The 7,647-nt window shown below is 74.7% G+C and carries 7 protein-coding genes; 5 read left to right on the top strand and 2 right to left on the bottom strand.

The features are described 5' to 3' along the window. Positions 1-194 precede the first annotated feature (194 nt). Entirely contained in the window at positions 195-1,379 is a 1,185-nt protein-coding gene (locus ACFXDE_RS18285; RefSeq protein WP_380495417.1) for an MFS transporter, read from the top strand. Between the two features lie 105 nt (positions 1,380-1,484). Beyond that, positions 1,485-2,171: an alpha/beta fold hydrolase gene (locus tag ACFXDE_RS18280; protein ID WP_380439229.1), complete on the top strand. Its 687-nt coding sequence runs from the start codon at positions 1,485-1,487 to the stop codon at positions 2,169-2,171. Between the two features lie 32 nt (positions 2,172-2,203). Here ACFXDE_RS18280 and ACFXDE_RS18275 read toward each other — a convergent pair whose 3' ends face one another. Beyond that, positions 2,204-3,106 carry a LysR family transcriptional regulator gene (locus tag ACFXDE_RS18275; RefSeq protein ID WP_380495415.1) on the bottom strand — a complete coding sequence of 301 codons (903 nt, stop codon included), beginning with the start codon at positions 3,104-3,106 and terminating at the stop codon, positions 2,204-2,206. A gap of 66 nt (positions 3,107-3,172) precedes the next feature. Continuing rightward, on the bottom strand, positions 3,173-3,913 hold the full coding sequence (locus ACFXDE_RS18270; protein ID WP_380495413.1) for a dienelactone hydrolase family protein: 741 nt from the start codon (positions 3,911-3,913) through the stop codon (positions 3,173-3,175). 126 nt (positions 3,914-4,039) lie between these two features. On the opposite strand from ACFXDE_RS18270, the gene ACFXDE_RS18265 reads away from it, so the two are divergent. From ACFXDE_RS18265 to ACFXDE_RS18255, 3 genes are read left to right on the top strand one after another with little or no spacing between them, the layout of a single operon-like run. Next, positions 4,040-4,573, top strand: coding sequence for a PadR family transcriptional regulator (locus tag ACFXDE_RS18265; RefSeq protein ID WP_380495410.1), 534 nt, complete (start codon positions 4,040-4,042; stop codon positions 4,571-4,573). Next, the gene (locus ACFXDE_RS18260; protein ID WP_380495408.1) at positions 4,570-5,256 is read left to right on the top strand and encodes an ABC transporter ATP-binding protein; all 687 of its coding nucleotides are present in this window, start codon (positions 4,570-4,572) and stop codon (positions 5,254-5,256) included. Before ACFXDE_RS18265 ends, ACFXDE_RS18260 begins: the two co-directional genes overlap by 4 nt. After that, entirely contained in the window at positions 5,253-7,640 is a 2,388-nt protein-coding gene (locus ACFXDE_RS18255) for an FtsX-like permease family protein (protein WP_380495406.1), read from the top strand. Before ACFXDE_RS18260 ends, ACFXDE_RS18255 begins: the two co-directional genes overlap by 4 nt. Positions 7,641-7,647: the final 7 nt, after the last annotated feature.

The following is a 7,647-nucleotide window of genomic DNA, read 5'->3' as shown; positions in this document are numbered from 1 at the left end:
GCCGGTCCGGGGGTTGTCGTTTTTCGGGGGGGGGGGGGGGCCCCCGCCCCCCCGGGGGGTGTTCCGCCCCGGGGGCCCCCCCTCCCCCCCCCCCCGGGGCCCCCCCGCGGCCGGGCGTGATTCATGAGCCGTGCTAATCGATGCATGAGCTGATCGATCTTGCTCGCCCCCGGGCCGGCTGATGAGCTTGGGCCATGAAGAACGCGGAAGTCCTCGCTCCAGCCAACTCGCCTTCCACCGCGACCCGTTGGTCCCCCGTCGTCGCCGTCGCCCTGAGCACGTTCACCGTGGTGTCCGCCGAGATGATGCCGGTCGGGCTGCTGACGCCGATGTCGGACAGCCTCTCCGTCACCGACGGTGTCACCGGCCTCTCCCTGACGATCACCGGGCTCATCGGCGCGGGCGTCTCCCCCTTCGTCCCGGCCCTCATCGGGCTGCGCGACCGCAGGAGCGTGCTCGTCGGCCACATGTTGCTGCTCGCCGTCGCCAACGCGGTGACCGCGATCGCCCCCGACTTCACCGTCCTGGTCGCCGGCCGGATCCTGCTCGGCCTGGCGATGGGCATCGTGTGGGGACTCGTACCCGGGCTGGCCCCTCGCCTCGTCGACGGGCCGCGGATCGCCCTCGCCTCCACCATGGTCTTCTCCGGCGTCTCGATCGCCTCCGTCCTCGGCGTCCCGCTGGGCACCTACCTCGCCGCGCTGCTCGACTGGCGCGCCGCCTTCTGGGCGCTCGCGCTCCTCGGCGTGGTCTGCGCCGCCGTCCTCGCGCGCACGCTGCCCGCCCTGCCCGTGCACGAGCGCGGCCGGCTCGACGGGATCGCGGGCGTGCTGCGACACCGGGGCGTCGCGACCGGGCTGGCCGTCACGACGCTCGTCGTCCTCGGCCACTTCGCCGGCTACACGTACGTCCGCCCGGTGCTCGAAGCCGACGGGGGCCTGGGCACCGGCGTCATCGCGGCCTGCCTCCTGGTGTACGGGCTCGCGGGCGTGGCCGGGAACTTCACGCTCGGCCCGCTCGCCGGCCGCAGCCCCAGGGCGGCCGTGACCGCCGCCCTCGCGGGGGTCACGCTGGCGACCGGCCTGCTGCCCGTCCTCACCGGCAGCGTCGTGACGGTGGTGCTCGCGCTCGTCCTCTGGGGCGCGTCGTACGGCGGGGTGTCGGTCTCCACGCAGACCTGGGTCCGCACCGCCGACCCGGCCCGGATCGAGGCCTCGGGGGCGCTGTGGGCGGGCGTGTTCAACGCGAGCATCGCGGTCGGCTCCCTGGCGGGCGGCCTCGTCATCGACCACGCCGGGAACCGCGCGGTGCTCCTCGCGGCGGCGCTGGCGACGGCCTCCGGGCTGCTCGTCGCCGTCGTCTCCCGGCCGCGGCGCTAGCGGACGGGAGGGCCGGAGGGAGAGCGGATTGCCACGATGAGTGATCGATCGGATACTCGGCGTGGGGCGCCGTCGCGGCCCGCCACCTACGCAGGAGGACATCACATGACCGGCAAGGCCAGCATCGTCTTCGCCCACGGGCTCTGGGCCGACGGGTCGTGCTTCGGCAGGCTCATCCCCGCGCTCCAGGCCGAGGGCCACGAGGTCCTCAGCTCGCAGCACGGCCTCGACTCGCTCGAAGGCGACGTCGCGTGCGTCACCCGCGCGATCAACCGCGTGCCGGGACCGGTCGTGCTGGTCGGCCACTCCTACGGCGGGACCCTGATCACCAAGGCCGGCGTCCACGACCGGGTGGGCGCCCTGGTGTACATCGCGGCGCTCGCCCCCGACGAGGACGAGACCTCGCAGGGCCAGCAGGAGAAGTTCCCCGGCACGCCCGTCTTCAAGAACATCGAGGTCGCCGACGGCCGCATCTGGCTCCAGGAGTCGGGCCTCGGCGACTTCTGCGGCGATCTGCCGGAGACCGAGCAGAAGCTCGTCCTCGCGACGGGCGCCGTACCGGTCGCCGACCTGTTCACCCAGCAGGTCCCCGGCACCGCCTGGCGCACGAAGCCGAGCTGGTACATCGTCGCGAACGACGACCGCACCGTGCACCCCGACCTGGAGCGGGCCGCCGCCGAGCGCATGGGCGCGAAGACCTACGCCGTCGACAGCAGCCACGTGCCGATGCTCTCGCACCCGGCCTTCGTCCTCGACGTCATCCGCGACGCCGCGAGGAGCCTGGAGGCATAGGAAGGCGCTGGAAGGCCCAACGGCGCGACGGGTCAGCCGACGGATTCCGCGAGGAGCCCGAGGAAGCGTTCCGTCAGCCCGTGCACCGCCCGCTCCCGCCGGACGACGAGCAGGGTCGACGGCTCCAGGTCGGGCACCGGGAGGTAGCGGATGTCCGGGCGCTGGACGTACCGCACGCTCGCCTCGCAGAGCAGCAGGCCCTGCGCGGTGCTGGCCACCGTCGACAACCCCTCCTGGAGCGTGGCGGCGCCCGCCGGGTACGCCAGGTCCCGCCCGTCGGGCAGCCGCCGGGGCGCGTTCGCCAGGCGCCAGTAGTCCGGCGCGGGGCCGCGCGGTTCGATGAGCCCGAGCCCGGCCAGGTCCCCGGCGGAGACCCCGGCCGCCCGGGCCAGCCGGTGGGCGGCGGACAGGGCGATGCGGACCGGCTGCCGCGAGAACTCCATGAGCACGCGCAGCCCCGGCTCCCGGCACGGCGCGAGCACGATGGCGAGGTCGACGTCGCCCTGCGCCAGCCGGGAGAACGGATCCCCCCAGGGCAGTTCGACGAGCTGGACCGAGCCCCCCGGCAGGCCCGCGACGGCCCGCGCCACCGGCTCGTACACCACGCACTGGAAGCCGACCCGCATCGGCCGGTCCGCCGACGCCGCCCGCGCCCGGGCGGCGTCGAAGCCCTCCCGCAGCCGCTCGAAGGCCGGCACCACCTGCTCGGCCAGCTCCCGCCCCAGCTCCGTCAGTTCCACCCGGCGGCTGGTCCGCTCGAACACCGGCGCCCCGACCCGGCCCTCCAGCCGCTTGATCAGCTGCGAGACCCGGCCTTGCGACACCCCGAGCAGCCCGGCCGTGCGGCCGAAGTGCAGCTGGTGGACCAGCACGGAGAAGCACTCCAGCTCCTGGAGCGGCAGCTCGGGGAGTACGGGCGGTGTCCTGCGGTCCATCCCGGGAGTGTACGACCCGGCACCGACGGACCACAGTGGTCGTACGCCCCGAATCCGGGCCGGGTGCTACAGCCGCTCGGCCAGGGCCGCGTGGACGCGGCGCCAGGCGTCGGCGGTGGCGGCGGCGTCGTGGTCCGCCGGGCGGTCGGCGGCGAAGCCGTGGCGGGCGCCCGGGTAGGTGACCAGCTCGTGGCCGACCTCGGCCTCGGTGAGCTTCCGCTCGGCCTCCTGCCACTCCTCGGGCGGGAGGATGTGGTCCAGCTCGCCGCAGAAGCCCAGCAGGTACACGCCGTTGGCGGCGATGCGCCCGGCCGTCTCCAGCGGCGGGACCGGGCCGACCAGCGGGAAGCCGGAGTTGAGCAGCCAGCCCGGGTAGAACACGGCGGCCAGGTCGAAGCGCAGCTCGGTGGCCGCGCGCACCGCGATGTGGCCGCCCATGCTCGTGCCCACGAAGGCCACGCCGTGGTCGTCGGCCCAGGCGACGGCCGAGTCCAGCGCCTCGGCGGCGTCGGCGACGAGCTCGTCGCGGTCCAGGGCGCGCATCAGCGTCAGGCCCTCCTCACGCTCCTCCGCGCTGTAGCCGAGCTCGGTGCGCCGCCGACTGCGCCAGTAGAAGTCGGGGGCCAGCGCCACGTACCCGAGCCCGGCGAGCTCCGCGCAGATCCCGCGGACGTAGGCGTTCACCCCGTACAGCTCCGGGCAGACCACCACCGCGCCGCGCACCTCGCCCACCGGGCCGTGGACGTACGCCTCGATACCGCCCGGCGTGCCGAGCTCCAGCCACCGGCCACTCGTCTGATCAGTCATCAATTCCCCCGTGGAATGGACCCGAAGGTCCGGACGATGTCGCGCGCATCCTAGCGCCGCCCGGCACCCCCACCCCACCCGGCCACTATTCACACCCCTGTATACATGGTGTGTATAGTTCCCGGCATGTCACTAGGTCAGATGCTCCTCGGCCTGCTGGAAGGCCGGCCCCGCCACGGATACGACATCAAACGGCTCTACGACGAACACTTCGGGCGCGACCGCTCCCTGCACTACGGGCAGGTGTACTCGACGCTGTCCCGGCTCCTGAAGAACGGGCTCGTCGTCGTGGAGGGCGTCGAGGCGGGCGGCGGTCCCGACCGCAAGAAGTACGCGATCACCGAGGCCGGCGTCACCGACCTCGCCGACTGGCTCGGCCACCCGGAGAGCCCGCAGCCGTACCTGCAGAGCACGCTCTACCAGAAGGTCGTGCTCGCCCTGCTGACCGGCCGCCCGGCCGCCGACGTCCTCGACCTCCAGCGCGCCGAACACCTCAAGGCGATGCGCGAGCTGACCCGCCGCAAGCTCGACGGCGACCTCGCCGACGAACTGGTCTGCGACCACGCGCTGTTCCACCTGGAGGCCGACCTGCGCTGGCTCGAACTCACCGCCGCGCGCCTCGACGAACTCGCCGCCCGAATCACGGAGTCCCAGCGTTGACCGCCCCCGAACCCCTGCTCTCCGCCGAGGACCTGCACAAGTCCTACGGGCCCACCCCCGCCCTGGAGGGCGCCTCGCTCACCGTCGCGGCCGGCGAACTCGTCGCCGTGATGGGCCCGTCCGGCTCCGGCAAGTCCACGCTGCTGCACTGCCTCGCCGGGATCGCCCGCCCCGACAGCGGCACGATCACCTACCGCGGGCGTGACCTCACCGCCTGCTCGGACGCCGAGCTCTCCGCCCTGCGGCGCACCGAATTCGGGTTCCTCTTCCAGTTCGGCCAGCTCGTCCCCGAGCTGTCCTGCCTGGAGAACGTCGCCCTGCCGCTGCGCCTCAACGGGATCCGCCGCCGGGCCGCCGAGGCGCGCGCCGCCGAGTGGCTGGAGCGCCTGGAGGTGGCGGACGTCGCCGCCAAGCGCCCCGGCGAGGTCTCCGGCGGCCAGGGCCAGCGCGTGGGCGCCGCCCGGGCGCTGATCACCGAGCCCAGGGCCGTCTTCGCCGACGAGCCGACCGGCGCGCTCGACTCCCTCAACGGCGAGCGGGTCATGAAGCTCCTGACCCGCGCCGCCCGCGAGTCCGGCGCGGCCGTCGTCCTCGTCACCCACGAGGTCCGGGTCGCCGCCTACGCCGACCGCGAGGTCGTCGTCCGCGACGGCCGCACCCGCGACCTGGCGGCGGCGATATGAGCACCCGGACGGACGGGACGGTCCGCTCCCCCTTCCTCGACCACCTCGGCCTCGGCGTGCGCCTGGCGCTGAGCGGCGGCCGGGACGGCTGGGGCCGGCTGCTGCTCACCGCGTGCGGCGTCGGCCTCGGGGTGGCGCTGCTGCTGTTCACCGCGTCCTTCCCCGGCATCGTCCAGCACCGCAACGACCGCCTGTACACCCAGAACGACACCTTCCAGGACGAGGTCATCCCCTCCCCCGGCGACCGGACCGTCCTGATCGCCACCGCCGACACGACCTTCCGCGGCACCCCCGTCCGCGGCCGCGTCGTCCAGCCCGAGGGCGCCAACCCGCCGCTCCCGCCGGGCGTGGGCGCCTACCCCGGGCCCGGCCGGATGGTGGTCTCCCCCGCCCTCGCCGACCTCCTCCGGGACCCGGCCAACCAGCTCCTGCGCGACCGCCTCCCCTACCCCGTCGTCGGCACCATCGGCCCCGCCGGGCTGCTCGGACCGGCCCAGGCCGACTACGTGCTCGGCGGCGACGGCCTGACGGTGGACACCGGGGCCGTCCGGATCGACGCGTACGGGCACTTCTCGCCGCCCAAGCCGATGGACCCCAAGCTGGTCCTGCTCAACGCCGTCGGCCTCATGGTGATGCTCGCGCCGGTCGGCGTCTTCCTCGCCGCCGCCGCGCGCTTCGGCGGCGAGCGGCGCGACCGCAGGCTCGCCGCCCTGCGGCTGGGCGGCGCGGACCGCCGGACGACGGCCCGGATCGCCGCCGGGGAGTCGCTGGTGGGCGCCGTGCTCGGACTGGTCGCCGGCGCGGTCCTGTTCGCGGCCGCCCGGCAGCCGATCGGGCGGATCAGGCTCGCGGACCTCAGCTTCTACCCGCAGGACGTCGCACCGCACCCGGCGATCGCCGCCGTGATCGCGGTCGTCGTGCCGCTGCTGGCCGTCGGCGTCACCCTGGCCGCTCTGCGCCGGGTCGCCGTCGACCCGCTCGGCGTGGTCCGCCGCAGCGGCCCGGGCCGGCGCCGGATCGGCTGGCGGCTGTTGCTGCCGCCGGCCGGACTGGCCGTGACGGTCTTCGCGCTCGTGCTGCCCTCGCAGGACAACCCGAGCGGACTGCCGCGCACCGCCTTCCTCAACTCCGTGCAGGACACCCGCGGTTCGCTGCTGGTCGCATTCGGCCTGCTGCTGATGCTGATCGGCGTCTGCGCGCTGCTGCCCTGGCTGGTCGAGGCCGTCACCCGGCGCGCGGGCGGCGGCGGGCTGTCCTGGCAGCTGGCGGTCCGCCGCCTCCAGCTGGGCTCCGGGCCCGCGTCGGCCGCCGTCAGCGGCGTCGTCGTGGCCATCGCCGGCGCGATCGCCCTGCAGACGCTCTTCCTCGGCGTCAGCGCGGGCTACGAGCGACTGCCCCGCCACCGCCCCGAGACCGGCCCGTACCAGCAGTCGGTCACCTTCCCCGGCGGCGCGCCCCGGGCCGACGGACTCGCCCAGCGACTGGCCGGCACGACCGGGGTCGCCGCGACCGCCGCCTACACCGAGTTCTCCCTGGAGAGCCCCACCGGGAAGCCGTGGGAGATGCCCTCGGTGCGGATCGCCGGCTGCGCCGTGCTGCGCGGCTTCGTGACACTGCCCGACTGCAAGGACGGCGACGCGTTCGTCCTCAAGGGACCGGAGTCGAGGCCCACCAGCGGGGCGGAGCCCGGAACGACCGTCCACGCCGCCTTCTTCCGCGGCCAGGGCGAACCGGCGGCCTGGCAGCTGCCCGCCGCCACGCCCGTCCCGGGCATCGTGGGCGGCGACCCCGACGGGCGGATGGGCAGCGGCATGCTCCTGCTCACCCCCGGCTCCGTGCCCGCCGCCGCGCTGCGCGGCCAGCCGGCGACCGTCCTGGTGTCGATGGAGCCCGGACTGCCGGACGCCAAGGAGCAGTTGACCAGCAACGTCATGGCGATCGACCCGCAGGCGCGCACCGAGTTCCCGCTCGACCGCACGCTCGACCCGACCTACCTCGCCGTCAAGCGCCTGCTCACCGCGGGCTCCGCGGTCACCGTCCTGCTCGTCGCGCTCGGCCTGCTGGTCGGCCAGCTGGAGCGCTTCCGCGAGCAGCGCCGCGTCCTCGGCGTGCTGAACGCCGTCGGCACCCGGCGCAGGGTCCTCGGCCTCTCGGTGCTCTGGCAGACGCTCGTCCCGATGGCGCTCGGCGTGCTGCTGGCGACGGCGGGCGGCCTGGGGATGGGCGCGGTGCTGCAGTACACGGCCGGGCTCGACTTCGCCGTCGACTGGGGCGCGATGCTGTGGACGGCCGCGATCGCCGCCGGTGCCGTCCTCCTCACGACCGCCCTCGGACTGCCGCAACTCCTGCGCCTGATGCGGCCGAGCGGCCTGCGCTACGAGTGAGACGGGG

This window comes from Kitasatospora sp. NPDC059408 (assembly GCF_042751525.1).
GTDB lineage: Bacteria > Actinomycetota > Actinomycetes > Streptomycetales > Streptomycetaceae > Kitasatospora.
The sequence above is the reverse complement of the archived record's forward strand: the minus strand, read 5'-3'. Positions and strand labels throughout refer to the sequence as shown.